This window comes from Saccharopolyspora karakumensis (assembly GCF_004349225.1).
In the GTDB taxonomy this organism is placed as follows: Bacteria; Actinomycetota; Actinomycetes; order Mycobacteriales; family Pseudonocardiaceae; genus Saccharopolyspora; species Saccharopolyspora endophytica.
In genome coordinates this window covers 44,586-67,914 of sequence record NZ_SMLA01000028.1, presented here as the reverse complement: position 1 = coordinate 67,914, position 23,329 = coordinate 44,586, and the positions used below count along the sequence as shown (strand labels likewise).

28 protein-coding genes are annotated in these 23,329 nt (G+C 69.8%); 21 read left to right on the top strand and 7 right to left on the bottom strand.

The window, feature by feature from the left end; genetic code table 11:
• Positions 1 to 75: 75 nt before the first annotated feature.
• The 9 genes from rplS (at position 76) to whiG (ending at position 8,172) form a co-directional block, all read left to right on the top strand.
• Entirely contained in the window at positions 76 to 435 is a 360-nt protein-coding gene (gene rplS, locus E1202_RS18610; protein WP_132627488.1) for a 50S ribosomal protein L19, read from the top strand.
• 227 nt (positions 436 to 662) lie between these two features.
• On the top strand, positions 663 to 1,568 hold the full coding sequence (gene lepB, locus E1202_RS18605; RefSeq protein WP_132684417.1) for a signal peptidase I: 906 nt from the start codon (positions 663 to 665) through the stop codon (positions 1,566 to 1,568).
• 7 nt (positions 1,569 to 1,575) lie between these two features.
• Positions 1,576 to 2,328, top strand: coding sequence for a ribonuclease HII (locus E1202_RS18600; protein WP_132684416.1), 753 nt, complete (start codon positions 1,576 to 1,578; stop codon positions 2,326 to 2,328).
• Positions 2,329 to 2,361: 33 nt separating this feature from the next.
• A complete protein-coding gene (locus E1202_RS18595; RefSeq protein ID WP_132627485.1) occupies positions 2,362 to 2,685 on the top strand; it encodes a DUF2469 domain-containing protein in 324 nt (107 codons plus the stop codon).
• Between the two features lie 317 nt (positions 2,686 to 3,002).
• Complete coding sequence (locus tag E1202_RS18590) at positions 3,003 to 3,389, top strand: YraN family protein (RefSeq protein WP_132684433.1); 387 nt, start codon at positions 3,003 to 3,005, stop codon at positions 3,387 to 3,389.
• 1 nt (position 3,390) lies between these two features.
• Complete coding sequence (locus E1202_RS18585) at positions 3,391 to 4,902, top strand: YifB family Mg chelatase-like AAA ATPase (protein WP_132684415.1); 1,512 nt, start codon at positions 3,391 to 3,393, stop codon at positions 4,900 to 4,902.
• A 411-nt stretch (positions 4,903 to 5,313) separates the two neighbouring features.
• Positions 5,314 to 6,060: a DNA-processing protein DprA gene (locus E1202_RS32840; RefSeq protein WP_328590998.1), complete on the top strand. Its 747-nt coding sequence runs from the start codon at positions 5,314 to 5,316 to the stop codon at positions 6,058 to 6,060.
• Between the two features lie 212 nt (positions 6,061 to 6,272).
• Positions 6,273 to 7,247: a tyrosine recombinase XerC gene (locus tag E1202_RS18575; RefSeq protein WP_132684414.1), complete on the top strand. Its 975-nt coding sequence runs from the start codon at positions 6,273 to 6,275 to the stop codon at positions 7,245 to 7,247.
• The gene (gene whiG, locus E1202_RS18570; RefSeq protein WP_132684413.1) at positions 7,222 to 8,172 is read left to right on the top strand and encodes an RNA polymerase sigma factor WhiG; all 951 of its coding nucleotides are present in this window, start codon (positions 7,222 to 7,224) and stop codon (positions 8,170 to 8,172) included. Before E1202_RS18575 ends, whiG begins: the two co-directional genes overlap by 26 nt.
• Positions 8,173 to 8,180: 8 nt before the next feature.
• On the opposite strand, the gene E1202_RS18565 is transcribed toward whiG, so the two are convergent.
• Entirely contained in the window at positions 8,181 to 8,690 is a 510-nt protein-coding gene (locus E1202_RS18565) for a M23 family metallopeptidase (RefSeq protein WP_132684412.1), read from the bottom strand.
• Between the two features lie 373 nt (positions 8,691 to 9,063).
• On the opposite strand from E1202_RS18565, the gene rpsB reads away from it, so the two are divergent.
• The 6 genes from rpsB to E1202_RS18535 all read left to right on the top strand — a co-directional run bounded on the left by rpsB (position 9,064) and on the right by E1202_RS18535 (position 14,166).
• Positions 9,064 to 9,888 (top strand): 30S ribosomal protein S2, encoded by an 825-nt coding sequence (gene rpsB, locus E1202_RS18560; RefSeq protein WP_132620855.1) that lies wholly within the window; start codon positions 9,064 to 9,066, stop codon positions 9,886 to 9,888.
• Positions 9,889 to 10,077: 189 nt separating this feature from the next.
• Entirely contained in the window at positions 10,078 to 10,893 is an 816-nt protein-coding gene (gene tsf / locus E1202_RS18555) for a translation elongation factor Ts (protein WP_132684411.1), read from the top strand.
• A gap of 248 nt (positions 10,894 to 11,141) precedes the next feature.
• Complete coding sequence (gene pyrH / locus E1202_RS18550) at positions 11,142 to 11,891, top strand: UMP kinase (RefSeq protein WP_132684410.1); 750 nt, start codon at positions 11,142 to 11,144, stop codon at positions 11,889 to 11,891.
• Between the two features lie 101 nt (positions 11,892 to 11,992).
• Positions 11,993 to 12,550 (top strand): ribosome recycling factor, encoded by a 558-nt coding sequence (frr, locus tag E1202_RS18545; RefSeq protein WP_132684409.1) that lies wholly within the window; start codon positions 11,993 to 11,995, stop codon positions 12,548 to 12,550.
• Positions 12,551 to 12,586: 36 nt separating this feature from the next.
• Positions 12,587 to 13,435: a phosphatidate cytidylyltransferase gene (locus E1202_RS18540; protein WP_132684408.1), complete on the top strand. Its 849-nt coding sequence runs from the start codon at positions 12,587 to 12,589 to the stop codon at positions 13,433 to 13,435.
• Positions 13,435 to 14,166, top strand: coding sequence for a class I SAM-dependent methyltransferase (locus tag E1202_RS18535; protein WP_132684432.1), 732 nt, complete (start codon positions 13,435 to 13,437; stop codon positions 14,164 to 14,166). The genes E1202_RS18540 and E1202_RS18535 overlap by 1 nt, the downstream gene beginning before the upstream one ends.
• Before the next feature lie 183 nt (positions 14,167 to 14,349).
• Here E1202_RS18535 and E1202_RS18530 read toward each other — a convergent pair whose 3' ends face one another.
• Positions 14,350 to 14,805: a carboxymuconolactone decarboxylase family protein gene (locus E1202_RS18530; RefSeq protein ID WP_132684407.1), complete on the bottom strand. Its 456-nt coding sequence runs from the start codon at positions 14,803 to 14,805 to the stop codon at positions 14,350 to 14,352.
• Positions 14,806 to 14,881: 76 nt separating this feature from the next.
• On the opposite strand from E1202_RS18530, the gene E1202_RS18525 reads away from it, so the two are divergent.
• Positions 14,882 to 15,766 carry a sigma-70 family RNA polymerase sigma factor gene (locus E1202_RS18525; RefSeq protein WP_132684406.1) on the top strand — a complete coding sequence of 295 codons (885 nt, stop codon included), beginning with the start codon at positions 14,882 to 14,884 and terminating at the stop codon, positions 15,764 to 15,766.
• Here the strand turns inward: E1202_RS18525 and E1202_RS18520 are convergent, their stop codons facing one another.
• Positions 15,767 to 16,534, bottom strand: a complete 768-nt coding sequence (locus E1202_RS18520; RefSeq protein ID WP_132684405.1) for a VOC family protein — start codon at positions 16,532 to 16,534, stop codon at positions 15,767 to 15,769.
• 189 nt (positions 16,535 to 16,723) lie between these two features.
• Here E1202_RS18520 and E1202_RS18515 point away from each other — a divergent pair, with 189 nt between their 5' ends.
• On the top strand, positions 16,724 to 17,203 hold the full coding sequence (locus E1202_RS18515; protein WP_132684404.1) for a hypothetical protein: 480 nt from the start codon (positions 16,724 to 16,726) through the stop codon (positions 17,201 to 17,203).
• On the opposite strand, the gene E1202_RS18510 is transcribed toward E1202_RS18515, so the two are convergent.
• From E1202_RS18510 to E1202_RS18495, 4 genes are read right to left on the bottom strand one after another with little or no spacing between them, the layout of a single operon-like run.
• Positions 17,187 to 17,873 (bottom strand): metal-dependent transcriptional regulator, encoded by a 687-nt coding sequence (locus tag E1202_RS18510; RefSeq protein WP_132684403.1) that lies wholly within the window; start codon positions 17,871 to 17,873, stop codon positions 17,187 to 17,189. The two genes, E1202_RS18515 and E1202_RS18510, sit on opposite strands and share 17 nt — an antisense overlap.
• Before the next feature lie 5 nt (positions 17,874 to 17,878).
• Entirely contained in the window at positions 17,879 to 18,766 is an 888-nt protein-coding gene (locus E1202_RS18505; RefSeq protein WP_132684402.1) for a metal ABC transporter permease, read from the bottom strand.
• Positions 18,763 to 19,482 (bottom strand): metal ABC transporter ATP-binding protein, encoded by a 720-nt coding sequence (locus E1202_RS18500; protein ID WP_132684401.1) that lies wholly within the window; start codon positions 19,480 to 19,482, stop codon positions 18,763 to 18,765. The genes E1202_RS18505 and E1202_RS18500 overlap by 4 nt, the downstream gene beginning before the upstream one ends.
• Positions 19,479 to 20,348: a metal ABC transporter substrate-binding protein gene (locus tag E1202_RS18495; protein WP_235878615.1), complete on the bottom strand. Its 870-nt coding sequence runs from the start codon at positions 20,346 to 20,348 to the stop codon at positions 19,479 to 19,481. The genes E1202_RS18500 and E1202_RS18495 overlap by 4 nt, the downstream gene beginning before the upstream one ends.
• Positions 20,349 to 20,503: 155 nt before the next feature.
• Here E1202_RS18495 and rlmN point away from each other — a divergent pair, with 155 nt between their 5' ends.
• From rlmN to E1202_RS18480, 4 genes are all read left to right on the top strand, one after another.
• Complete coding sequence (gene rlmN, locus E1202_RS18490; protein ID WP_132684399.1) at positions 20,504 to 21,616, top strand: 23S rRNA (adenine(2503)-C(2))-methyltransferase RlmN; 1,113 nt, start codon at positions 20,504 to 20,506, stop codon at positions 21,614 to 21,616.
• A 61-nt stretch (positions 21,617 to 21,677) separates the two neighbouring features.
• On the top strand, positions 21,678 to 21,905 hold the full coding sequence (locus E1202_RS31855; protein ID WP_207918743.1) for a hypothetical protein: 228 nt from the start codon (positions 21,678 to 21,680) through the stop codon (positions 21,903 to 21,905).
• A gap of 117 nt (positions 21,906 to 22,022) precedes the next feature.
• A complete protein-coding gene (locus tag E1202_RS31850; protein ID WP_207918741.1) occupies positions 22,023 to 22,244 on the top strand; it encodes a hypothetical protein in 222 nt (73 codons plus the stop codon).
• Positions 22,245 to 22,332: 88 nt separating this feature from the next.
• Positions 22,333 to 23,265 carry an alpha/beta hydrolase family esterase gene (locus E1202_RS18480; RefSeq protein WP_235878610.1) on the top strand — a complete coding sequence of 311 codons (933 nt, stop codon included), beginning with the start codon at positions 22,333 to 22,335 and terminating at the stop codon, positions 23,263 to 23,265.
• The last annotated feature ends 64 nt before the right edge of the window (positions 23,266 to 23,329 follow it).

Here is a 23,329-nt window from a genome sequence, read left to right as displayed (position 1 = left end):
GTGCCCACCTTCCAGGTCGGGTCATCGACATGTGAGAACACGGGTGCCTTCGACACGGATGAGGACGGACCACCGATGAACACCCTGGACGCGTTGGACGCCCAGTCGCTGCGTTCCGACATCCCGGCCTTCCGGCCCGGTGACACGCTGAAGGTTCACGTCCGCGTCATCGAGGGTTCGCGCGAGCGGACTCAGGTCTTCCAGGGCGCAGTCATCCGCCGCCAGGGCGATGGCATCCGGGAGACCTTCACCGTGCGCAAGGTTTCCTTCGGTGTCGGTGTGGAGCGGACTTTCCCGGTGCACACCCCGAACATCGCGCAGATCGAGGTCGTCTCGCGCGGCGATGTCCGGCGGGCGAAGCTGTACTACCTGCGCGACCGGCGCGGCAAGGCGGCGAAGATCAAGGAGAAGCGGGAGACCGCTTCGGCGTCCTGATCGACGCGAGACGTTGCAGTTCTGAAGGGCCCGGCCGCGGAAGCGTCCGGGCCCTTCTGCTGTCCACCTTCGGGTGATCAATGCAGGCCCAGCGGGTGCAGGTGCTGACCGCGGAACGGGATGATCCGGAAAATCGCACGTCATCGGGGCGGGACCGGGCGGCGTTCCCGGTTCGCCGCGCCGGGGGAGCGCGATGGCCCCTGAGCCGGTTCAAGTAGCCTGGCCGGGTGGCCGACGTCATGCGCAGCGGATCAGCGGAAGAGCCCCAGGACTCGGAGCACCGTGAGGGTGCTCCCGACAGGGGGTCTCAACACCCGAAGTCGAAGGGCAAGAAGAAGTCTTCCTTCTGGGTGGAGTTGCCCATCCTGATCGTGACCGCCCTGGTGCTCACGGTGCTCATCCAGGCGTTCCTGGCCCGGGTGTACGTGATCCCGTCGCAGTCGATGGAGCAGACGCTGCACGGCTGCACCGGTTGCAACAACGACCGGGTGCTGGTCGACAAGGTCTCCTACCGCTTCGCCGACCCCGAGCCCGGCGACGTCGTGGTCTTCCGCGGTCCGCAGCCGTGGGTGCAGAACGAGTTCACCGCCGAGGAGTCCACCAACCCGGTCGCCGGCTTCTTCCAGGGCGCGGCCGCCCTGCTGGGCTTCGGGGCGCCGGACGAGAAGGACTTCGTCAAGCGGGTCATCGCCGTCGGCGGCCAGACCGTCGAGTGCTGCGACCCGCAGAACCGGGTCCTGGTGGACGGCAAGCCGCTCAACGAGCCCTACGTGTACTGGGAGCCGGGCCGCGGCGTCGGCCAGGACGAGTTCGCGCCGGTCACCGTTCCGCAGGGGCACCTGTGGGTGATGGGTGACAACCGCAACGACTCCTCCGACTCCCGCGTGCAGGGTGGTGGCGGCACCAACGGCGCCGTCCCGGTGGACAACGTCATCGGCAAGGCGCAGGTCATCGTGCTGCCGCCGACCCGCTGGCAGAGCATCCCGGAGCCCAACCCGCAGTCGACGGCGCTGGGCGCGCCGGCCTGGCAGGGCGGGCTGCCGCTGGGCGTGGGTTTCGCCGCGGCGTTCCCCGCGGTCTGGATGGGTCGTAGGCTCGTCGGTGCAGTGAGCAAGCGACGGCAGTCGGAGTGACATCGAAGTGACGGTGACGGACTTCCGGCCACCCCGGTCGGTGATCCGGCGCAGCAGCGGCAACTGGGCCCTGCAGAGCGCCCTGGATCGCCGGGGGCTGGGCCCGGTCGCCGGTGTGGACGAGGCCGGGCGCGGAGCGTGCGCCGGGCCGCTGGTGGTCGCCGCGTGCGTGCTCAAGCCGGGTGATGCGAAGCGCTTCGACGGTTTGACCGACTCGAAGGTGCTGACCGAGGCCGACCGGGAGCGGCTCTACGACCGCATCACCTCCCGCGCGCTGAGCTGCTCGACCGTGGTGATCCCGGCCGAGGACGTGGATGCGCTGGGCATTCACGTCGCCAACCTGGAGGGCATGCGCCGTTCGGTGGCGCAGCTGACCGAGCATCCCGGCTACGTGCTCACCGACGGCTTCAAGGTGCAGGGCTTGGCGACACCGAGCGTGGCGGTCGTCAAGGGCGACCTGGTCGCCGCCTGCGTGGCGGCGGCCTCGGTGCTGGCCAAGGTCACCCGGGACAGGCTGATGGCCGGTGAGCTGCACGAGGGGTTCCCGGAGTACGCCTTCGACGAGCACAAGGGCTACAGCACGCCGCTGCACTCGGCGCGCATGACCGAGCACGGTCCGTGCGTCCAGCACCGCTGGTCCTACGCCAACGTCGTGGCCGCCGCCGCGAAGCACGGGATGCGCTCGCCGCGCGCTGTGACCAGCAAGCCCGGTTTGTTCGATGCTTCGAAGGGGGAAGTGGTGGACAATGAGGCCTTGTAGTCCGAACGGAAACGCAGAAGGGCTCGCACACCGATGAGCGCCGAGGATCTCGAAAAGTACGAGACCGAGATGGAGCTGCAGCTCTACAAGGAGTATCGCGACATCGTCGGTCAGTTCACCTACGTCGTGGAGACCGAACGGCGCTTCTACCTGGCCAACGCGGTGGACGTGCAGGTGCGCAACTCCGACTCGGAGGTCTACTTCGAGGTGTCGATGTCCGACGCCTGGGTCTGGGACATGTATCGCCCGGCGAGGTTCGTCAAGAACGTTCGGGTGATCACGTTCAAGGACGTCAACGTGGAGGAGCTGGACAAGCCCGATCTCCGGTTGCCGGAGAACGGGCCTTTCGGGTCGTAGGGGAACCCGGACCACGTCGCAGGCGCCCGGACGGTCGAAATCGACCGTCCGGGCTTTTTCGTGCGCGCAGTGCGATCGAGTGCGATCTGCGAATACCCGGATACACGAAATCCACCACACGTAGGTGTGAGCAGTGATTGTCCACAGGGGACGAATTCATCCACAGATTTGGAAATCTGTTTGGCATCTCGGTTCGGGATGGGCACCGTGGAGTTCATCCCGTTCCCGGAATGGTTGGTGCTGAGCAGTTTTCACCCCTCCGGAACGGGAATCGTCGATTTTGATTCCCGAGGAGGTTTCCCGTGGGCACCGAGAAGATGTCCGCGCCGCTGTCCGATCACCTCGCCGGCGGGCGCAGGCACGAGCTGGGCAGGGTCGGCGAGCGGATGGCCGCCGAGCTGCTGGAGCGGAGCGGGCTGATCGTGCTGGACCGCAACTGGCGGTGCCCGCGCGGCGAGCTCGACATCGTCGCCACCGATGGCGACCTCGTGGTGTTCTGCGAGGTCAAGGCGCGATCCGGGGTGGATTACGGCGGCCCGCTGCACGCCATCGGCCCGGACAAGATCGCCCGGGTGCGGGGCGTGGCCAGGGCGTGGCTCTCCGAGCGCGAGCTGGTCGGCTGCCGGGTCCGCTTCGACGTCGTCTCGGTGCTGTGGCCACCGGGGGAGCCCGCCCGCGTCGAGCACCTCGAGGGGGTGTTCTGAGATGGCGCTGCGCAAGACGTGGGCGGTCGCCCTGTTCGGGGTCGACGGCGTGCTGGTGGAGATCGAGGCCGACGTGCGCTCCGGGCTTCCCTCGGTGCAGCTGATCGGCCTGCCCGACAGCGCGTTGAAGGAGGCCAAGAACCGGGTGTGCGCGGCCGTCCAGAACTGCCGGGAGGAGTGGCCGACGGACCGGGTGATCACGCTGGCGCTGTCGCCTGCCGCCCTGCCCAAGGGCGGCACGTCCTACGACCTGGCGCTGGCCTGCGCGGTGCTGGCCGCCAGCGAGCAGGTGCCGCCGCACCGGCTGCGGGGCACGGTGCTGTTCGGCGAGCTCGCCCTGGACGGTCGGCTGCGCGGGGTGCGAGGGCTGCTGCCCGCGCTGCTGGCCGCTCGCCGGTCGGGTGTGCGGCGCGCGGTGGTGCCGGTGGACGGCTTGGGCGAGGCGCACTTGGTGGACGGCATCGAGATCCTCGGCGCGGAGCACCTGCGGGAGGTGATCGCCTGGCTGCGCGAGCTGGCGGAGCTGCGCGAGGATCCGCCGCCGCTGGTCGAGCCGGAGCGCGAGGACGTGCCGGACCTGGCCGACGTGCTCGGTCAGCCGGAGGCGCGCTGGGCGCTGGAGGTCGCCGCCGCCGGTGGCCACCACCTGCTCATGGTGGGGCCGCCGGGGACAGGCAAGACGATGCTGGCCAAGCGGCTGTGCGGGTTGCTGCCCGAACTGACCGTTCCCGAATCCTTGGAGGTCACGGCACTGCGGTCGCTGAGCGAGGAGTCCACCGAGTTCCTGGTGCGCCGACCGCCGTTCGTCGCTCCGCACCCGTCGTTGTCGATCCCGGCGCTGATCGGCGGCGGCACGGGATTGGCCAGGCCGGGAGCCGTCAGCCGGGCGCACCGGGGGATCTTGCTGCTGGACGAGGCGTGCGAGCTCGGGCCGAAGCGGTTGGAGGCGTTGCGCACGGCTCTGGAGGAGGGGGAGATCAGGCTGGCCCGTCGCGACGGCACGCAGCGCTACCCGGCGCGGTTCCAGCTCGTGCTGGCCACGAACCCGTGCCCCTGCGCACCACCTCGCGAGCTGGACTGCCAGTGCGCTCCGCAGGCGCGGCGGCGCTACCTGGGCAAGTTGTCCGGTCCGCTGCTGGACCGGGTGGACCTGCGGGTGCGGACCCGGCCGATCTCGGCGATGAGCACGGGCGCGGGCACCGAGCCGGAGAGCACGGCGGTGGTGCGCGAGCGGGTCGAGCGGGCGCGGGCGGTGGCGCGGGAGCGGTGGGCCGATCACGGCTGGCAGACCAACACGGAGGTCCCCGGGCCGGCGTTGCGCAAGGAGTTCGCACTGCCCGAGCAGACGACGGCGCTGCTGGAACGGGGATTGGAGGCGGGCGCGATCACCGCCCGCGGAGCGGACCGGTGCCTGCGGGTGGCGTGGACGCTGGCGGATCTCGACGCGAGTCCCCGCCCGACGGCGGATCACGTCGCCGCCGCGCTGGAATTCCGGGACAGGAGGGCGGTGTGATGGGCGCGTGGGCTTCGCTGAGCGAGAAGACCAGGCAGGAACTGCTGCAGGCCAGGGCTTTCCTGTCGGCGGTGGCCGAGCCACCGGCCCGGGCGTTGGCGCGTTTCGTCGCCGAGCGCGGCGCGCGGGGTGCTGTGGACGCGATCGTGCGGCGGCGGGCACCGGAACCGGTGCTGGCGGAGGTGGAGGCCAGGCGTGATGCCGTGTCGGGCGAGAGGTTGCTGCGCGTGGGCGAGGCGGCGGGGGTCCGGCTGTTCATCCCGGAGCGGCCGGATTGGCCGTGCGAGGCGTTCTCGGAGCTCACCGGCGCACGCGAGATGGACCTGCCGGAAATGGCCGAGCCGATCGCGCTGTGGGTGCGCGGGAGGGCTGAGCCCGCGGCGTGCACCGAGCGCGCGGTGGCCGTGGTGGGTGCGCGCGGCGTCCGGGTACGGCGAGCACGTGGCGGCGGAGTTCGGCCACGGCCTCTCCGGGGCGGGGTTCACGGTGGTCTCCGGTGCGGCCTACGGGATCGACGGTGCGGCGCACCGGGGTGCGCTGTCGGCCGGCGGGCGCACGGTGGCGTTCCTGGCCTGCGGTGCGGACGTGGACTACCCGGCTGGGCACGGCAGGTTGCTGCGCGCCATCGCCGACCAGGGCGCGGTGATCAGCGAGTACCCGCCGGGGACGCCACCGCGCAAGCACCGGTTCCTGGTGCGCAACCGGCTGATCGCCGCGATGGGCCGGGCCACCGTCGTGGTGGAGGCGGGCGCGCGCAGCGGTGCGGCCAACACCGCCAACACCGCGGATCTGCTGGGGCGTCCGGTGCTGGCGGTGCCGGGGCCGATCACCTCGCAGAACTCGGTGGGGTGCCACGCGATGGTGCGCTCGGGGCAGGCGGTGCTGGTCACCCGCACCGAGGAGGTCGTCGAGCTGCTCAGCCCGCTGGGGGTGAGCCCGGCGGAGGAGGTCGCGGCCCGGTCGCGCGCCACGGACCGGCTGCACCCGGACGCGCGGCGGGTTCACGACGCGCTGAGGGGTGTGGGGTCCGCGGGGAACGAGGAGCTGGCCCGTGACTGCGGGTTGCCGCTGGGGCGGGTGCGGGCCGTGCTCGTCGAGCTGGAACTCGGTGGTTTCGCGAAACGGACGGAAAGCGGGTGGATTGCGATCACGAGTTGAGGAGAAAGATGGAGGAAAGGTAAGTGAAAGAGATTCCGGAGAATGGAAGGAGAAACCGACTCCGATCTGCGCGTTCGGTCGTGGACAGTCGCCCTGCACAGCGATTTTCGTGACAACACGTGATGTCATGATCACGCAACGTGAGTTCGGAAACAGCGCAATTCGCGTGGCGATGCTTGACCGGCGAAAGGATTGCGACGAGCGTCGTGGGTATGACCGGTGGACGTCCCGCGCGACCGAGCCGACCCGACCTCCGCGAGGTTCGGGCCGGACTGCCTGAAGAGCTGGGCTCCGCTGTGGACTCCTTCGAGCGGCACCTCGCCGTCGAGCGCGGACTCTCCGCCCACACCGTGCGCGGATACGTCACCGACGTGGTCTCGCTCTTAGCCCACCTGGCCGGAGTCGCGGGCGACGCCGGGGTGCGAGGACTCGACCTGTCGGTGCTGCGGGAGTGGCTGTCCACCCAGCACAGCGCGGGTGTCAGCCGATCGACGCTGGCACGCAGGACGGCGTCCGCGCGCGCGTTCACGGCGTGGGCGTTCAAGACCGGGCTGCTTGCCGCCGATCCCGGTCCGAGGCTGGCCGTCCCCTCGCGCCCGCGCAGGCTGCCGCCGGTGCTGCGCGCCGACCAGGCCGACGAGGCGATGAGCGCGTCGGCATCCGGCGCCGAGCAGGGAGATCCGGTTGCTCTCCGTGATCACGCGGTCGTGGAAGTGCTGTACGCCACCGGTGTTCGGGTGGCCGAACTGTGCGGACTGGACGTAGGCGATGTGGACCGCGAAAGACGTGTGCTCCGCGTCATCGGCAAGGGCGACAAGGAACGCGCTGTGCCGTTCGGCCTGCCCGCCGATGCGGCACTCGGTCGATGGCTCCACCGCGGGCGGCCTAAACTGCTTCGTGACCCGTCAAACTCAGCGTTGTTCCTGGGAGTCCGGGGTGGACGCCTCGATCCCAGGACAGTGCGGCGGACCGTGCACGACGCCGTCGGCGCGGTCGGCGGTGCGCCGGATCTGGGGCCGCACGGACTTCGGCACTCGGCTGCGACCCATTTGTTGGAAGGTGGCGCAGACCTCCGTAGCGTTCAGGAGTTGCTTGGTCACGCTACGCTCGCAACGACCCAGCTTTACACCCACGTGACCGTTGAACGGCTGAAGGCGATCCATGACCGAACCCACCCCCGTTCCTGACCATGCCGGGGGCGGCGCCAACACGGTGGCCGCGAGATCGAGCTCGGCACCGGTGAGCGCCCGCGACCTGAACGGTGCGGCCAACGGAAACCGGCCGGAGCTGCCCGGTGCGCTCGCGCTGGCCACCGTCGAGTCGGCGTGGGGAACCAACGGCCAGCGCAGCGGCGACGAGGTCGAAGCCGGCATCGTCGCGCTGTGGCAGGCGTTCGGGGAACGGCCGACCCAGGAGCTGCGCGACCGGCTGGTGCTGCACTACGCGCCGCTGGTCAAGTACGTCGCCGGACGCGTGGGCACCGGCCTCCCCTCGCACGTGGAGATTTCCGACCTGATCCAGTCCGGGATATTCGGCCTGGTCGACGCGATCGAGAAGTTCGAGCCCGAGCGCGGCCTGAAGTTCGAGACCTACGCGATGCAGCGCATCCGAGGCGCGATCCTCGACGACCTGCGCGCCCAGGACTGGGTGCCGCGCTCGGTGCGCAGCCGCGCGCGCGACGTGGAGCGGGCTCTGGAGCGCCTGGAGGCCAAGCTCCAGCGCACGGCCACGGACGCGGAACTCGCCGAAGAGCTCGAACTGTCCCTGGAGGAGCTGCGCGAGCTGTTCGCGCAGCTGCAGATGACCAGCGTCGTCGCGCTGGACGACCTGATCGGCGCCGGCCACGCGCAGGCGTCGCTGGCCGAGACGCTGCCGGACGACCGCGCCGAGGACCCGGTGGCGGCCCTGGTCGATCGCGACAGCCGCCGCCAGCTCGCCGAGGCGGTCGAGCGGCTCAGCGAGCGGGACCGGGTCGTGGTGACCCTCTACTACTTCGAGAACCTCACGCTCGCCGAGATCGGCCGGGTCCTGGGCGTCACCGAATCCCGCGTCTGCCAGCTGCACACCCGCGCGGTCCTGCGGCTGCGCACGAAGCTCACCGAACCGGGCTGAACCCCTCCTCACCAGGGCAGCAGCCGCACGCGGGAGGGTGCGACCAGTTCCAGCGGGTCCCGGTAGCGCTCGCCCTCCCGCAGGCCCCAGTGCAGGCAGGCGCGGGCCGCGCACCCGGGATGCCCGGGTTCCAGGTGGCCGATCACCTGGCCCCGCGCGACCCGATCGCCCGCGGCCACGGCCGGGGCGACCAGTTCGTGACTGGTGCGCAGTCCTCCGGAGTGCTCGACCGACACGACTGCGCGGTCCACGAGCCAGCCCGCGTGCACCACGACACCGTCGGCGGCCGCCAGCACCGGCTGTCCGGCCTCGCCGACCAGATCGACCCCGCGATGTCCGGGGCCGAACACCGAACCGGGCGCCTCGAACGGCCGTGCCACCGCGGGTGGTGGGGCCAGCGGCCAGCCGAAGCCCGCGGCTGAGCTCGGCTCGGCGGGCCGAGCGGGGTGGGCCGCCGCGGTGAGGGCGGCGGAGCAGGCGAGGGCCGCGCCGGAGAGGATCGCGATCAGGATTCGCATGGATCCAACGTGGCCCGCCCGAGCCCGCGATGACCAGGACAGACGGCGAATCTGTGGACGAACCGGACCGTTGTGGACAACTCCTGGTGCGCGGTCGGGTGGTGAGTTGCGCGTCCAGTACACTGTTCACGCGGTTTCGTGTCCGCGCGAACCGACTACGCGTGCCCGCGCGTAGGCCGCCGCTCAGGTGGCCCCGGATTCTTCCGGGTCCCTGTCGGCAGGCCACCGGGTCCTTCGCGGTCCCGCTCCTGTTCCCAGGGGTGGGTGGGGGATCTGGGCCGGGCACCAGGGCGGCGAGTCACCCGGCTCGTCGCGGCAACCCAAACGCGCGCCCGGCAGAGGGCGCGCCCGACTCAAGAGGTGAACACAGGCCATGGCCGTCGTCACCATGAAGCAGCTGCTCGACAGCGGCGTGCACTTCGGGCACCAGACCCGGCGCTGGAACCCGAAGATGAAGCGCTACATCTTCACCGAGCGCAACGGCATCTACATCATCGACCTGCAGCAGACGCTGACCTACATCGATGGTGCGTTCGACTTCATCAAGCAGACCGTCGCCCACGGGGGCACGATCCTGTTCGTCGGCACCAAGAAGCAGGCGCAGGAAGCGATCTCCGAGCAGGCTCTGCGGGTCGGCATGCCGTACGTCAACCAGCGCTGGCTGGGCGGCATGCTCACCAACTTCCAGACCGTTCACCGCCGTCTGCAGCGTCTCAAGGAACTCGAGACGATGGAGCAGACCGGTGGCTTCGAGGGTCGCACCAAGAAGGAAATCTTGATGCTGACCCGCGAGAAGGACAAGCTGGAGAAGACGCTCGGCGGTATCCGCGACATGTCCAAGGTGCCCAGCGCCGTGTGGATCGTGGACACCAAGAAGGAGCACATCGCCGTTGGCGAGGCTCGCAAGCTGGGCATCCCGGTTGTCGCGATCCTGGACACCAACTGCGACCCGGACGAGGTCGACTACCCGATCCCGGGCAACGACGACGCGATCCGCTCCGCCGCGCTGCTGACCCGCGTGGTCGCCGATGGTGTTGCCGAGGGCCTGATGGCCCGCAGCGGCCGCAACAACGGCGCCTCCGAGGGCGGCGAGGAGAAGCCGGCCGGCGGCGAGCCGCTGGCCGAGTGGGAGAAGGAACTGCTGGCCGGCTCCGGCCAGGCCACCGAGGGTGGCGAGCAGCAGCCCGCGCAGTCCTGATCACCCGCGCTGCGCACCCGCTGAAGTTCGGCGGGTGCGCAGCGCGATCAGGCTTCCAGCCAGTCACACTGGCAACGACCCACGCCGGGCCGAGAGCACGGCCGCTGATCGCGGCGCATCGCGCGGTGCCGGGTCGAGCATTCGCAAAAGATCTTCCACCTCCGTATCAACAGGGACGGACTACGCACGATGGCGAACTTCAGTGCGGCCGACGTCAAGCGTCTTCGCGAGCTGACCGGCGCCGGCATGATGGACTGCAAGAAGGCTCTTGAGCAGAACGAGGGCGACTTCGACAAGGCTGTCGAGAGCCTGCGCATCAAGGGTGCCAAGGACGTGGGCAAGCGCGCCGAGCGCGCCACGGCCGAGGGCCTGGTCGCCGCCGAGGGCGGCGTGCTGATCGAGATCAACAGCGAGACGGACTTCGTCGCCAAGAACGACGAGTTCATCGAGCTGGCCAACAAGGTCGTCGCAGCGGCCGCCGCCGCGGGTGCGACCGACGTCGACTCCGCGCTGGCCGCGAAGCTGGACGACAAGACCGTGGCCGACGCCGTGCAGGAGCTCTCCGCCAAGATCGGCGAGAAGCTGGAGCTGCGCCGGGTCCAGAAGTTCGACGGTCAGGTGGCCACCTACCTGCACCGCCGCTCCGCGGACCTGCCCCCGGCGGTCGGCGTGCTGGTCGAGTACACCGGTGACGACGCGGACGCCGCTCGCGGTGCCGCGATGCAGGTCGCCGCGCTCAAGCCCACCTACCTCTCCCGCGACGAGGTTCCCGAGGACATCCAGGCCAACGAGCGCCGGATCGCCGAGGAGACCGCCAAGGAGGAGGGCAAGCCGGAGAAGGCCATCCCGAAGATCATCGAGGGTCGCCTCAACGGCTTCTTCAAGGAGAACTGCCTGCTGGACCAGCCGTCCGTGCAGGACAACAAGAAGACCGTCAAGGCCCTGCTGGACGAGGCCGGTGTGACCGTGACCGGGTTCGTCCGGTTCGAGGTCGGACAGGCCTGATCCCGCGCCGCGGCGGCTGCCGGCCGCACCCCGGTGGGGTTCGGCCGGCGCACCGGCCCCGGCGGCCGTGGAGGACGGCACGGCGCCCCGCCTTCGTTGTTCGAGGCGGGGCGCTTTTGCAAGGTAAGGGCGGTTCCGCTCCTCGCGGGGCCGCGCCGGGTATCGGTCGCTCACGAGGCGGGTATCCGGTTCTCGACCCGCACATCAGTTGGCGAAGTGAACACTCAAGACCTCGCGGGAGGATTCAAGTGACCGACGACGGCCCGGCGAAGCGTGGTTACGGTCGCGTGCTGCTCAAGCTCGGCGGCGAGATGTTCGGCGGCGGCGGCGTCGGAATCGATCCCGAAGTGGTCGCCACCGTGGCCCGCCAGATCGGCGAGATCGTCGCGGACGGGGTCGAGGTGGCCATCGTGATCGGCGGTGGGAACTTCTTCCGCGGCGCGGAGCTGCAGCAGCGCGGCATGGACCGCGCGCGCGGCGACTACATGGCGATGCTGGGCACGGTGATGAACTGCCTGGCGCTGCAGGACTTCCTGGAACGCGAGCACGGGATCGACACCCGGGTGATGACCGCGATCACCATGGGTCAGGTCGCCGAGCCCTACATCCCGCGGCGCGCGATGCGGCACATGGAGAAGGGCCGCGTGGTCATCTTCGGCGCCGGCACCGGCATGCCGTACTTCTCCACCGACACCACCGCCGCGCAGCGGGCGCTGGAGATCGGCTGCGAGGTCGTGCTGATGGCCAAGGCCGTTGACGGCGTCTACACGGCCGACCCCAAGACCACGCCGGACGCGAAGCTGTTCGAGCACATCACCCACCGCGAAGTGCTGGAACGCGGCCTGAAGGTCGCCGACGCCACGGCGTTCAGCCTGTGCATGGACAACGACATGCCCATCCTGGTGTTCAACCTCCTGGAGGAAGGCAACATCGCCCGGGCGGTCGGCGGTGAGAAGATCGGCACGCTGGTCAGCACCCCGGGCACCGAGCAGCTTTGATGGTGCTGGATCCTGATCTGGTCGCGGGGCCGCCTGGGAGGCGAGCCGAGCGACGCGCAACACTTGCAAAGTCCACTGGTCGGCAGACTTAAGGAGCAGCCGTGATCGACGAAGCTCTTCTCGAAGGCGAGGAGAAGATGCAAAAGGCTGTGGAGGTGGCCAAGGATGAGCTGGCCTCCGTCCGCACCGGTCGCGCGAACCCCGCGATGTTCTCCGGCATCGTCGTCGACTACTACGGATCGCCGACGCCGCTGAACCAGCTCGCCAGCGTCTCCGTCCCGGAGGCTCGGCTGGTCGTCATCAAGCCCTACGACGGCAGCCAGATCCAGGCGATGGAGAAGGCGATCCGCGACTCCGACCTCGGGGTCAACCCGTCCAACGACGGCCAGCTGATCCGCATCGCGATCCCGCAGATGACCGAGGAACGCCGCAAGGAGATGGTCAAGCTCGCCAAGGCCAAGGGCGAGGAAGGCCGGGTCACCATCCGCGGCATCCGCCGCAAGGTGAAGGAAGAGATCGAGCGCATCGTCAAGGACGGCGAAGCCGGCGAGGACGAGGGTTCGCGTGCGGAGAAGGAACTCGACAACCTGACCCACCGCTACACCGGTCAGGTCGACGACTTGCTCAAGCACAAGGAAGCGGAACTCCTCGAGGTCTGAGTGGTGACGCCCGGCCAGTGTGCAGACGAGTCCGGAATGTCGGCAGACGACGTTCCGGACCCGCCTTCGCGTCCATCCCGGGCCGGTCGTGACCTCCGCGCCGCCATCGGCGTCGGGGTCGTGCTCGGGGCGGCCGTCATTCTCTCGTTGCTGATGGTGCGGTTCGTGTTCATCGGCATCGCCGCAGCGGCTGCTCTGGTGTCGACCATCGAGCTCGCCCAGGCCGTGCGACGCGCGGCGGGCATCCGGGTCTCGTTAGTCCCGGTGCTGATCGGCGGGCAGGCCATGATGTGGCTGTCCTGGCCGTTCGGGCTGCGCGGCATCCTGATCTCGTTCGCGATCACCGTGCTGGCCTGCCTGGTCTGGCGGTTCCGCGACGGCATCGACGGATACCTGCGCGACGTGACCGCCTCGGTGTTCACCGCCGCCTACGTGCCGCTGTTCACGGCGTTCGCCGCGATGCTGGTGCGCCCGGAGGACGGTGCGTTCCGGGCCTTGGTGTTCCTGATCTGCGTGGTCGCCTCGGACACCGGTGGGTACGCGTTCGGCGTGCTGTTCGGCAAGCACCCGATGGCGCCGGTGATCAGCCCGAAGAAGTCCTGGGAGGGCTTCGGCGGGTCGCTGGTCGGCGGTGTGCTGGCCGGTGCGCTGTCGGTGTGGTTGCTGCTCGACGGCCAGTGGTGGATGGGCGTGCTGGTCGGAGCCGCGCTGGTGTGCAGCGCGACGGTCGGCGACCTGATGGAGTCGGTGATCAAGCGCGACCTGGGCATCAAGGACATGGGCAACCTGCTGCCCGGTCACGGTGGCCTGATGGACCGGATGGATTCGTTGCTCCCGTCGGCACCGCTGGCGTGGATGATGCTGTTCTGGCTCATCCCCGGCTGATGCGGACCTGGCGGGAGAAGCAGGTTCCGGAGGTCACGCCGAGCCCCAACATCTGGAACTGGCCCGAGGTCTACGAGGCGGAGAACCACGCCCAGGACGCGGTCGGGGCGCTGTGGAAGGCGTTGCGCGCCGAGCGCGACTGGGCCGGCCTCGACGTGGTCGACGTGGGCTGCGGCGACGGCTTCCACCTGCCCGTCTTCGCCGCGACGGCCCGCTCGGTGGTCGGAGTCGAACCGCACGAGCCGCTGGCCGAGCGCGCTCGCGTCCGCACGTCGGGCACGCCGGGCGTGGACGTCCGGGTCGCTCCGGCCCAGCGCCTCCCGCTGGCCGACGGCAGCGTGGACCTGCTGCACGCGCGCACGGCGTACTTCTTCGGGCCGGGCTGCGAGCCGGGCCTGGCCGAGGCGGAGCGGGTGCTGCGTCCGGGCGGCACGATCGCGATCGTCGACCTGGACACGGCGAGCCCGCCCTACGGCGACTGGATGCGCGCCGACGCCCCGCAGATCGATCCTGGCAAGATCGAATCGTTCTTCACCCGCCACCACTTCACCAGCACGACGGTGCCCACCCTGTGGCGCTTCCACGACCGCCGGACGTTGGAGGCGGTCCTGCGCATCGAGTTCTCCGCGAAGACGGCGGCCCGGGCGGCCGCCGAGTCCCCGGGCAGGACCTTCCCGGTCACCTACCGCCTCCGAACCCGCACCAAGCCCACGGGCCTGCTCACCTCCTGAGCCCGGGTCCTCGCGGCGGGCGGCGGCCCGTCCCGGACCCCCGCCAGCGATGGAGTCGACCGCGGACGTTCCCGACCAGAACTGCCCGTCAGGGCACCTCCCGTGCGGGTTCGCGGATCTCAGCGGAAATCCGTGCCCGGATCTCAGTGGAAATCAGGACACGGACTTCAGTGGAAATCGCTCTCAGAAGGTCTCGCCGGCGGGTTGCCGGGTGACGGCGTTGACGCGGTTGAAGAGGTTGGACAGCCCGATCATGAGCGTCAGAGCCGCGATCTGCTCCTCGTCGTAGTGCTCGGTGATCCGCTTCCAGAGCTCGTCGTCGACGGAGTCGCCCTTGTCGGCGAGACGGGTCGTGGCCTCGGCCAACTCCAGGGCGGCGCGCTCGCGGTCGTCGAAGAAGGGAGCCTCCCGCCATGCGGCCACCGCCCAGAGCTTGTCGTCGCTGGTCCCGAGCTCCTTGAGCTGCTTGGAGCTGTAGTGCGCGCAGAAGCTGCACCCGTTGATCTGGCTGGAGCGCAGGTGCACCAGCTCCAGGGTCTCCGCCGGGACGTCGACCGAGTGAACGGTCTTCATCAACGCCTGGATCGACTTGAACGCGTCCGGCAGGAGCATCGCGGGATTGTTCATCCGTGCTTGCATGAGTACCTCCGGTGTCACATGAGCCGGTTCCGGCTCGTCTACCCCCATGACGGGCGGCGACGGAGGAACGTGACCGATGGACGACAGCGATTTCTTGGCGAAGCGGTTCGAGCAGCACCGCAGGCGGTTGAAGGCGGTCGCGCTGCGGATGCTCGGTTCGCACGCCGAGGCCGAGGACGCGGTGCAGGAGGCGTGGCTGCGCGCGGACCGCGCGGGTGCCGATGACGTCGCCAACCTGGGCGGCTGGCTGACCACGATCGTCGGCCGGGTCTGCCTGGACATGCTCCGCGCCCGCCGTTCCAGACCCGAGCAGCCCTCCGACGACCTGCCCGAGCAGTCGGAGGGGCTGACGCCCGAAGCGGAAGCGGTGCTGGCCGACTCGGTCGGGCTGGCGCTGTTCGTCGTGCTCGACACGCTCGAACCGGCCGAGCGCCTCGCGTTCGTCCTGCACGACATGTTCGCGGTGCCCTTCGACGACATCGCCCCGATCGTGGGACGCAGCTCGACCGCCACCCGGCAGCTCGCCAGCCGCGCACGCCGCCGGGTTCGGCAGAGCGGACAGCCGGAACCCGACCTGGTCGCGCAGCGCGAGGTCGTCGACGCGTTCCTGCGCGCGGCGCGCGAAGGCGACTTCGAGGGCCTGCTGCACGTGCTCGACCCCGACGTCGTGCTGCGCGCCGATCAGCGCGCGATGGACACCGCCGCCCGCGCTCGCAAATCCGGTGCCCCCGTGCTCACGGCGGAGTCGCGCGGTGCGGACATCGTGGCCCGGGCGTTCCACAACAGCGCCAAGGGGGCGCGTCCGGCGCTGATCGCCGACGCCATCGGTGCGGCCTACGCGCCTCGCGGCAAGGCGCACTCGGTCTTCGTCGTGACCATCCGCGATGGACGGATCACCGAGATCGAGGTCATCGGCGATCGTGACCACATCGCCGAGCTCGACCCGCTGGTGCTGGACTGATCACTCGGGGGTGCGCCGGTCGGTGTCGATGACGGCGAAGTCGGCGCCGACCACGTCCCGCACCACCGCGATTCGCCCGTACGGGGAGTCGGTCGGCTCGCGCAGCACCTCGCCGCCCAGCGACTGGGCCTTGGCGACCGCGGCGTCGGCGTCGTGGTCGGGGTTGACCTGGAAGTACAGCTGCCAGTGCGACGGGACGTCGGCGGGCAGCGACCGGCTCGACTCGAAGCGGCCCAGCATCGGCCGGTCGCCGACGTGCCAGACGGTGAAGTCGAACTCGCCGCCGGGCTCGCCGATCTGCTCCTGCCGGTAGCCCAGCAGCTCGGCGTAGAAGGAGTCGACCGCCGAGGCGTCGCGGGTGAGCACCTCGGCCCAGCACAGCGCTCCCGCTCGCGCCCAGCCGAACACGGCGTTCTCCGGTGCCTCCCACAGGCCCACGACCGCTCCGCCCGGGTCCTCGGCGATCAGGAACATCTCACGCCCGGGAGTTTCGGTCGGCGGGACGAGGACCTTCCCGCCCAGCGCCCGGATCCGCTCGGTCGCCCGTCGCGTCGACTCGCATTCCAGGTACAGCGTCCAAGCCGACGGGATGTGGTCGGAGTCGGGCTTGAGCAGCCCGGCCACCGGCGTGTCGTCGCGGAACGCGATGCTGTACTCGCAGCGCTGCACCCAGCGCCAGCCGAACAGCCCGGTGTAGAACTCGCGCGCGGCGTCGACGTCGTGCGACGTCAGGTCGGTCCACCCGGGTGCACCCAGTGCGATGCTCACAGCGATCACTCCCGAAAACGGCGCCAGAGGCCCCTCGACGCGTTCGAGCGGGCCCTTTCTGTAGGCAGCGTCACGTCTTCGTCGGACTCCCGCAATGCGAAGCCCCCGAATGACGGCTTGATCGTCGTCCGAGCGCGTGATCGACTGGGTGCTGTCGTATGCACGTACTCGGGTTTTTCGGGAGCAGCCATGGCATTCCGCGCGGCACAGCCGGTGACCGCGGGCCTCAGCCGGCTTGCTCAGTTGGACCGTCACGAGCGCGCCCGCATCATCCGGCAGCTGTGCCGGCAGCACCCCGTGTTCCGCTCGATGCTCCGGCAGGCGGCCATCGCGCGAACGGTCGCGTTCGGGTCGGCACTGGCGCTGGGCACTTCGGTGATCACGCTGGCTCAGGCGTTGAACATGTGGATCACCGCGAGCCTGGTCTTCGCCGGGATGGGCGGCTTCTGCTACGTCGCCGTGTCGTTGACCAGCAGCCGCTTCGACCTGCTCATGGCGGTGCTCGGCGCCCACCGGACCGACGAGCTGCACAGCAGGCTGGTCACCGAGCAGATCTACGGCGAAGAGGCCGCCCCGGCGGATCCGCTACCGGATCGCTCGCCGCAACAGGTGGTGTGCTCCCACGCGATCGGTTCGCGGCTGACCGGCGAACCTAGTTCTGCACACTGATCGACAGCGCCGCGACGATCTCGTCGCCCACGAAGTGGGTTTCGGCGTTCGGGGGCTCACCGACGCGCACCACCAGCGGACCGCCGAAGGGCTTGCGCTCCACGATCTCGATGCGCGAACCCAGCGTCATGCCGTGCTCGGTGAGGTAGCGCAGCAGCTCGGAATCGGTGTCCCAGACGCGCGCGATGGTGCCGACGGTGCCGGGCTCGATCTGGTCGAGCTGCAGGGTCTTGGGCGCGGGGAGCAGGCCCTCGGCGGTGGGGATCGGGTCGCCGTGCGGGTCGATGGTGGGGTTGCCCAGCTTGGCGGAGATGTGCTCGACGAGCTCGTCGGAGACGGCGTGCTCCAGCGCGTCGGCTTCGGTGTGCACCGCGTCCCAGCTGTAGTCGAGCTCCTCGACCAGGAACAGCTCGATCAGGCGATGCCTGCGCAGCACCGAGTGCGCGAGCCTGCGGCCTTCGGTGGTGAGCTCGACGCTGCGGTAGCGCACGTGGGTGACCAGGCCCAGCTGGTCCAGCTTGTTGATCATGCCCGAGACCGAGGAGGGGCTGAGTCCGAGTCGCGCGGTCAGCGTCGCGTTGGTGACGGGCTCGCCCCGTTCGCTGAGCCCGTAGATCGCCCGGAGGTAGTCCTCCACCGAAGGCGACGGGCGCTCGGTTTCGCTCGCCATGACTTTCACGATACGGGCGACGCCGTACCCGCGGTCGCTCGGTCACCGACGACCGGGCGTCGCCGCAGCGCCCGGGGCAGGAGCCCCTGCCCGGGCGCCAGCAGGTAGGCCAGGGCGAACACGACGGTCTGGCAGACCACGATCATCCCGCCGGTCGAGGTGTCGACGTGGAAGCTCAGGTAGGTGCCCGTCACCGCGCACAGCACCGACAGCCCGGCGGCCGTGGCCAGCATCTGCGGGAACCTCTTGGTCAGGAGGAACGCGGTCGCTCCAGGCGTGATCAGCATGGCGGTGACGAGCACGACCCCGACCGCCTGCAGGGCGACCACCACGGTCAGCGCCAGCATCGCCAGCAGCAGGGTGCTGATCCGCCGCGGCGAGATGCCAATCGCGTGCGCGTGCGTGGGGTCGAAGGCGTAGAGCGTGAGGTCGCGCCGCTTGAGCAGCGCCACCGCCAGCACCGCGGCGGCGATGATCAGGACCTGGGCGATGTCGAAGTCGGTGACGCCCAGGACGTTGCCGAACAGGATGTGGTTGAGGTCGACCTGGCTGGGGATGCGCGACACCAGCACCAGACCGAGCGCGAACAGGCCGGTGAACACCACGCCGATCGCCGCGTCGCCCTTGAGCTTGGTGGTGTTGCGCACGCCCGCGATCAGCCCGACCGCGAGGCTGCCGAACAGGAACGCGCCCACCGAGAACGGCATCCCCAGCACGTAGGCGAGCACCACCCCCGGCAGCACGGCGTGCGAGACGGCATCGCCCAGCAGCGACCAGCCGATCAGCGTCACCCAGCACGACAGCACCGCGCACACCAGCCCCGCGACGAGGCTGACCAGCAGGGCCCGCTGCATGAACCCGAACTGCAGGGGTTCGATCAGCCACTCGATCATCGGGCCTCCACTCCGAACGTGCGGGCCAGCACCTCGGGTGCGAGCACTTCGTCGATCGCGCCGTGGGCGATCACGCGTTGTTGCAGCAGGACCGCTTCGTCGCACAGCTCGGGGACGCTGGCCAGGTCGTGGGTGGAGATGACCACGGTGCGCCCTTCGTCGCGCAGCTCCCGCAGCAGGTCGCTGATCGTCGCCTCGGACTTCTTGTCGACCCCGGCGAAGGGCTCGTCGAGGAACAGCAGCCGCGCGTCCTGCGCGATGCCGCGCGCGACGAAGGCCCGCTTGCGCTGGCCGCCGGAGAGTTCGCCGATGGGCCGGGCCGCGAGGTCGGTGAGTCCCACGCGGGTCAGCGCCGCGCGCATCGCGGCCTTGTCGGCGCGGCGCGGGCGCCGGGTGAGCCCGAGGTGCCCGTAGCGGCCCATGAGCACCACGTCGGCGACCGTCACCGGGAACGTCCAGTCCACCGCCTCGGACTGCGGGACGTAGGCGAGGAGCCCTTCGCGCCGCGCCTGCTTGCGGTCGCGGTCCATGATCCGGATGTTCCCGGCATCCGGTCTGACCAGGCCCATCAGGGATTTGAAGAACGTGGACTTGCCCGATCCGTTCATCCCCAGCAGGCCGCAGATGCGTCCTTCGCGGATGTCCACCGACACGTCGTCGAGGGCGAGCACGTCGCCGTAGCGGACGGTGACGTGGTGGGCGCTGATGGCGGTCACGGTGTCCCTCCGCGCAGTCCGGTGACGATGACGTGCGCGTCGTGGCGCAGCAGGTCGAGGTAGGTCGGGACCGGCCCGTCGGGGCCGGACAGCGAGTCGACGTAGAGCTTGCCGCCCAGCTTCGCGCCGGTTTCGCGGGCGACCTGGCGTTGCGGTCCGTCGTTGACGGTGGACTCGCAGAACACCGTCGGGACCCCGTTGGCGCGGACGAACCGGGTGGTGTCCTTGATCTGCTGCGGCGTGCCCTCGGATTCGCTGTTGACCGGCCACAGGTAGGCCTCGCTCAGGCCGGCGTCGCGCGCCAGGTACGAGAAGGCTCCTTCGCAGCTGACCAGCGCCCGCCGCGATGCGGGCAGCGCGGCGAGCTCGTCGCGCAGGTACCGGTCGATCTCGGCGAGCCGGGCCAGGTAGGCGTCGGCGTTCGCGCGGAAGGTCGCCGCGTGCGCGGGGTCGATCCGGATGAAGGTGTCGGTGATGTTGTCGACGTAGATCGCGGCGGTGCGCGGCGACATCCACGCGTGCGGGTTGGCCTTGCCCTGGTACTCGCCGCTGCGGATCGGAACGGGTTCGACGCCTTCGCTGAGCGTCACGTGCTCGGCCTCGCTGCGCTGCACGAACCGGTCGAACCAGCGCTCCAGGCCGAGGCCGTTGTTCAGCACCACGTCGGCCTTGGCGGCTTTGAGCATGTCGCTGGGGGTCGGTTCGTACTCGTGGATCTCGGCGCCGGGTTTGGTGATCGACTCGACGACCAGGGCGTCGCCGGCGATGTTGCGCGCCATGTCGGCGAGCACGGTGAAGGTGGTGACGACGTGCTTGCGGCCGTCATCGGGCCGGCTCAGGCCGGTGCCGCACGCCGACACCAGCATCGCGACCACGGCCAGGAGGGCCGTGTTTCGGCTACTCGCAAGTCCAGGTTTCGCCACGCCGAAAACCATACCTCGGGGCACCGCGAGGGCCAACGGGGCGGCTCCACCGGCTGCCCACCAAGGTCGTCCGCGGACGTGGGAGACTGTAGGGCGCTATGTCTACGAAATCCCTGCCGCTCGTCTTCGACGCCCCGCGCCGCGGCAAGCCGCCGCGCCACCTCGCCGACCTCTCCGCCGAGGAGCGGAAGGCCGTCGTCGCCGAGCTGGGGGAGAAGCCGTTCCGCGCCAAGCAGCTGGCCAACCACTACTTCGGCAGGCTCAACGCCGACGTCGAGTCGATGACCGACATCCCGGCGGGCAGTCGCGAGGCGCTGGGCTCGGCCCTGCTGCCCCAGCTGCTCAACCCGGTGCGCAACCTCGACACCGATGAGGGCACCACCCGCAAGACGCTGTGGAAGGCGCACGACGGGACGCTGCTGGAGAGCGTCCTGATGCGCTACCCGGACCGCGCGACGGTGTGCATCTCCAGCCAGGCCGGATGCGGCATGGCCTGCCCGTTCTGCGCCACCGGCCAGGGCGGCCTGCAACGCAACCTCTCGACCGCCGAGATCGTCGACCAGGTCCGCTCGGCGGCGGCCATGATGCGCGACGGCGAGGTCCCGGGCGGCCCCGGTCGGCTGTCGAACGTGGTGTTCATGGGCATGGGCGAGCCGCTGGCCAACTACCGCCGGGTGATCGACGCGGTGCACCGCATCTGCGATCCCGCGCCCGACGGCCTGGGCCTGTCGCAGCGCTCGGTCACCGTCTCCACCGTGGGCCTGGTGCCGGCGATCCGGAAGATGACCGCCGAGAACCTGCACGTCACGCTCGCGGTGTCGCTGCACACCCCGGACGACGAGCTGCGGGACACGCTGGTGCCGGTCAACAACCGCTGGAACGTCGCCGAGGTCCTGGACGCCGCTCGCGGCTACGCCGACCACACCGGTCGCCGGGTGTCGATCGAGTACGCGCTGATCCGCGACATCAACGACCAGCCGTGGCGCGCCGACCTGCTCGGCAAGCTGCTCAAGAAGCACCTCGGCCAGTTCGCGCACGTCAACCTGATCCCGCTGAACCCCACCCCGGGCAGCAAGTGGGACGCCAGCCCCAAGCCGGTCGAGCGCGAGTTCGTCCGCCGGGTTCGCGAGACCGGGGTCTCCTGCACCGTCCGGGACACCCGCGGCCAGGAGATCGCCGCGGCCTGCGGCCAGCTCGCGGCCGAGGAGTAGCCCACCCGGTCTCGGCCAGCTGACCACAGACCTAGCGGCCAAGTGTCCACGTATGGTGGTTGTGAGCATCAAGAACTCACTGGTTGAGCGGCATGCCGAGAGGTTCGTGGCCGAGGCTCTCGGCGATGCACGAGTGGTGCACGTGAAAGGCCTGATGGCTTCATCGATGCTGCGTTCGCGCACGGTCCTCAACTCGATCATTCATCCACACTGCGACGACGGGACTACCTGGAGCGAGCCACGATCGGTGGTTCCCCGAGGCGGTTCGGCGCAATCCGCGCAGGCGTAGTGCGTTCTTCAACTCCTACTTGTCCACGCTCATCGAGCGAGACGTGCTGGAACTGGCCAGCATCGAGCGTCACGGCGAGCTGATGCGATTGCGTCTTCCGGGCACACGCACCGCGTGGTGAGCACGCCGAAACTCGCGTTCACCGACACCGGCGTGGCCTGCCATCTTCTCGGTCAGGACGTGAACAGCTTGGCGGAACCGGGCGGGTCGGTCGGAGCGGTGTTGGTCGGAGACCGCTTCGTCGCGGGTTACGTGCTCTACACCGGACAACAGACCCTTCCGTTCGGTGACAAGGTGCGAGCGGTTCCGATGGACGCATTGTGGCGGCTCCGGCCGTGAATTCGTGACCGCAATGAACAGAAGTGGCCCGTTGTGCTTCCGATGGCCGATGATCCTCAGGTCTGAGTGATCGAGCTGGGAGGCAACGGTGCCTGACCTGAGAATTCGTGGCGCAGCGGTTCATTCGATCGTCGCGGCGGCGCTGGTGCTGCTCGCCGCTCCCGCCCACGCCGAGGCGCCCGATCACCGGGCGGTGTCGACGGGCTGCGGGAACACCGCCGTCGCGCCCGGGGAATCGGTGACCGAGGAGATCGTGTCGGGTGGCACCACCCGCACCTACCTGCTGCACGTGCCGGAGGACTACGTGCCGCTGCGGCCGACTCCGCTGGTGCTGTCCTTCCACGGGCACTCGCGCGACTCCGCGTATCAGGAGGAGCTCTCGGAGTTCTCCGACACGGATGCCATCGCGGTGTACCCGCAGGGGCTCGTCGGAACCGACGGCGAGACGGCCTGGCAGGGGGCGCCGTACTCGGCGGACGTCGACGACGTCCTGTTCACCGGCGACCTGCTCGACGAGCTGCAGCGCGACCTCTGCGTCGACCCGGCTCGGATCTACGCCGCGGGCAAGTCCAACGGCGGCGGCTTCACCGGGGTCCTCGCCTGCCGGATGAGCGACCGGATCGCGGCCTTCGCCCCGGTCTCCGGTGCCTTCTACCCGCAGGGCGGCGCCTGCGAGCCCACGCGCCCGGCACCGATCCTCGACTTCCACGGGGCGCTGGACGACACGATCCCCTACGACGGCGATGCGGAGCGCGGGCTCCCGCCGATCCCGGACTGGCTGGCGGGCTGGGCCGAGCGCAACGGTTGCGACCCGGAGCCGGTCACCCGTGACGTCGGTGACGGGGTGCACGAGGTCGAACACCGGGCGTGCGACGGGGGAGCCGAGGTCGCGCACTACCGGATGGACTCGGTCGCGCACGACTGGCCGGCGACGCACCCGAACCCGGACTCCGATCAGCCCGCGCCGATCGACGCCACTCCGCTGATCATGGACTTCTTCTCCCGGCACGCGTTGCGCTGAGCGCACCGGCGGTCGGTTCTGGTCCGAACCGGCCGGGCACAACGGACGATGAGCATGGGCGGTT

Bases quoted from the DNA above. Each gene is read 5' to 3' on its own strand.
- rplS (WP_132627488.1), top strand. From the start codon at position 76: ATGAACACCCTGGACGCGTTGGACGCCCAGTCGCTGCGTTCCGACATC.
- E1202_RS18595 (WP_132627485.1), top strand. From the start codon at position 2,362: ATGAGCGCCGAGGATCTCGAAAAGTACGAGACCGAGATGGAGCTGCAG.
- E1202_RS18590 (WP_132684433.1), top strand. From the start codon at position 3,003: ATGTCCGCGCCGCTGTCCGATCACCTCGCCGGCGGGCGCAGGCACGAG.
- E1202_RS18585 (WP_132684415.1), top strand. From the start codon at position 3,391: ATGGCGCTGCGCAAGACGTGGGCGGTCGCCCTGTTCGGGGTCGACGGC.
- E1202_RS18575 (WP_132684414.1), top strand. From the start codon at position 6,273: ATGACCGGTGGACGTCCCGCGCGACCGAGCCGACCCGACCTCCGCGAG.
- whiG (WP_132684413.1), top strand. From the start codon at position 7,222: ATGACCGAACCCACCCCCGTTCCTGACCATGCCGGGGGCGGCGCCAAC.
- E1202_RS18565 (WP_132684412.1), bottom strand. From the start codon at position 8,690: ATGCGAATCCTGATCGCGATCCTCTCCGGCGCGGCCCTCGCCTGCTCC.
- rpsB (WP_132620855.1), top strand. From the start codon at position 9,064: ATGGCCGTCGTCACCATGAAGCAGCTGCTCGACAGCGGCGTGCACTTC.
- tsf (WP_132684411.1), top strand. From the start codon at position 10,078: ATGGCGAACTTCAGTGCGGCCGACGTCAAGCGTCTTCGCGAGCTGACC.
- E1202_RS18540 (WP_132684408.1), top strand. From the start codon at position 12,587: ATGTCGGCAGACGACGTTCCGGACCCGCCTTCGCGTCCATCCCGGGCC.
- E1202_RS18535 (WP_132684432.1), top strand. From the start codon at position 13,435: ATGCGGACCTGGCGGGAGAAGCAGGTTCCGGAGGTCACGCCGAGCCCC.
- E1202_RS18530 (WP_132684407.1), bottom strand. From the start codon at position 14,805: ATGCAAGCACGGATGAACAATCCCGCGATGCTCCTGCCGGACGCGTTC.
- E1202_RS18525 (WP_132684406.1), top strand. From the start codon at position 14,882: ATGGACGACAGCGATTTCTTGGCGAAGCGGTTCGAGCAGCACCGCAGG.
- E1202_RS18515 (WP_132684404.1), top strand. From the start codon at position 16,724: ATGGCATTCCGCGCGGCACAGCCGGTGACCGCGGGCCTCAGCCGGCTT.
- E1202_RS18510 (WP_132684403.1), bottom strand. From the start codon at position 17,873: ATGGCGAGCGAAACCGAGCGCCCGTCGCCTTCGGTGGAGGACTACCTC.
- E1202_RS18505 (WP_132684402.1), bottom strand. From the start codon at position 18,766: ATGATCGAGTGGCTGATCGAACCCCTGCAGTTCGGGTTCATGCAGCGG.
- E1202_RS18495 (WP_235878615.1), bottom strand. From the start codon at position 20,348: ATGCTGGTGTCGGCGTGCGGCACCGGCCTGAGCCGGCCCGATGACGGC.
- rlmN (WP_132684399.1), top strand. From the start codon at position 20,504: ATGTCTACGAAATCCCTGCCGCTCGTCTTCGACGCCCCGCGCCGCGGC.